1 protein-coding gene is annotated in these 1,634 nt (G+C 67.6%); it reads right to left on the bottom strand.

What is annotated here, in order from left to right:
• Nucleotides 1-160 precede the first annotated feature (160 nt).
• Complete coding sequence (locus ACZ7IB_RS49220) at nt 161-1,558, bottom strand: IS1380 family transposase (protein WP_470921902.1); 1,398 nt, start codon at nt 1,556-1,558, stop codon at nt 161-163.
• Nucleotides 1,559-1,634: the final 76 nt, after the last annotated feature.

Raw genomic sequence — 1,634 nt, forward strand, 5'->3', positions numbered from 1 at the left:
AGCCTCGATCCACCGACGTGCTCTGAAGATGATCTCTTGATCGTTTGGTGAGCTGGTTTCGGTCGGTGGTCGTGGGTGGGCAGGTTGTTTCTGCTGGTCTGCCCAGCGTTTCCACGAGTTCGGTTCCGGTCGGGCCTTGGCGGGCGGGGTGGTCAGGGGATCAGGTCGGTGCGGGTGGGTCGTGGACGGTGTCGAAGAGGTGTGTCCAGGCTTGCTGCCAGGGCCAGTTGTGTGGCAGGTGCAGGGTGATGCGTCGTGCGGATCGGGCGATCCGGGCCGGGACCTGGACCAGGTGGCTGCGGAGGGTGGCGGTGGTGGCCTTGGTATGGAAGGGCGAGGTCAGTGCACCGGTGGCCCGCAGCAGGTTGTAGGTCATCGCCCACAGGGTCAGCCAGGCCGCGTTGGCGTGGAAGTGCCCGGAGGGCAGGTGGGCCAGGGCGCCGGCTTTGGTGTCCGCGATGACCTGCTCGATGACCGCGTGGTGGCGGTGTTCCCGCTCGGCCTGCAGGGTTGCGGCGGGCTGGTCGGTGAAGAAGGGGTGGTAGCGCCAGACGGGAAACAGCTCGCCCTGTTCACCCATGACGGCGGGTTTGGCCAGGTCACGGACCCGGCGCACGATCAGCCGGGCGGTGACCCGCTCGCTCTTTTTGCGGCTCGCGAAGGCGGCGTATTGGGGTATCTCGGCGACTTCGGCGTCCGAGATGAGTTCACCGGTGGCGGGGTCGGGCACCGCGGTCGGATAACTGATGTGCTGCCAGGCGTCGTCGGGAATGCTGCGGACGGCTCGTTTGATGGAGGGGTTCATGCCGGTGGTGATCGAGAAGTGGGCTCCGGCCCGGTGGCAGGCGGCGATCACCCCGGCGTTGTAGAACTGCGAGTCCGCGCGCAGAATGCGTATGCCGGTGCAGCCGGCCTCGACGGCGGTGGCCAGGGCCTCGGCCACGAATTTCGGGGCTCCCCGGGAGTCGGCGGCCTTCCCACGGCGCATCCGAACGGTGGCGATCACCGGGCGGGAGTGCGGGGTGCAGACCGTGGCGAGAAGGGGGTGCAGGGTGCGGATGCCCTTGAACCGGCCGTACTCGGCGCCCTGCTTGGCCCGGCCGTAAACGCGTTTGTGGGTGGAGTCGACGTCGATGAACGCCTTCTCCCGGGCGCCGGGCAGCAGTGGAGTGTGCGCGGCCAGCGCGGCCAGGAACCCGCGGTGCACGGCATGGAGTTGAAGCGCATGGCCGTGGGTGAACGCACGCAGGAACGTGCCCAGCGTGGACGGGGCGCGAATCCCGCAGAACAGGGCCGACATCGCGCCGTGCCGCAGGACGTCCAGGTCGTCGATGCTGTCCGCACCCGTGACCATCCCGGCCACGATGCTGGTGACCTTGGCATCCGCTGCGGCACCCGCACCGTTCTTCGCCCCGTTCAGCTTCACCTTGTCCGTCACCAGAGCGGCAAGATCACACCGCTCGGCCAGCCGCATGACCGGGACCAGCCCGGCATGCGCGATCAGATTCGGGTCATCGAACACAGCGGAGACCGCTGCCGGAGTGTGGGAAACTTGCATCTACGAGGTGCCTTGCTGATTGTGCGTGCTGGAAGCGTCAGAACTCCCATCATCGCAGGTCAGCAGGCACCTCTTC

It is taken from the genome of Streptomyces sp. NPDC037301, assembly GCF_055602785.1.

Excerpts from the sequence above, each read along its gene's own strand:
- ACZ7IB_RS49220 (WP_470921902.1), bottom strand. The coding sequence starts at position 1,558 with ATGCAAGTTTCCCACACTCCGGCAGCGGTCTCCGCTGTGTTCGATGAC.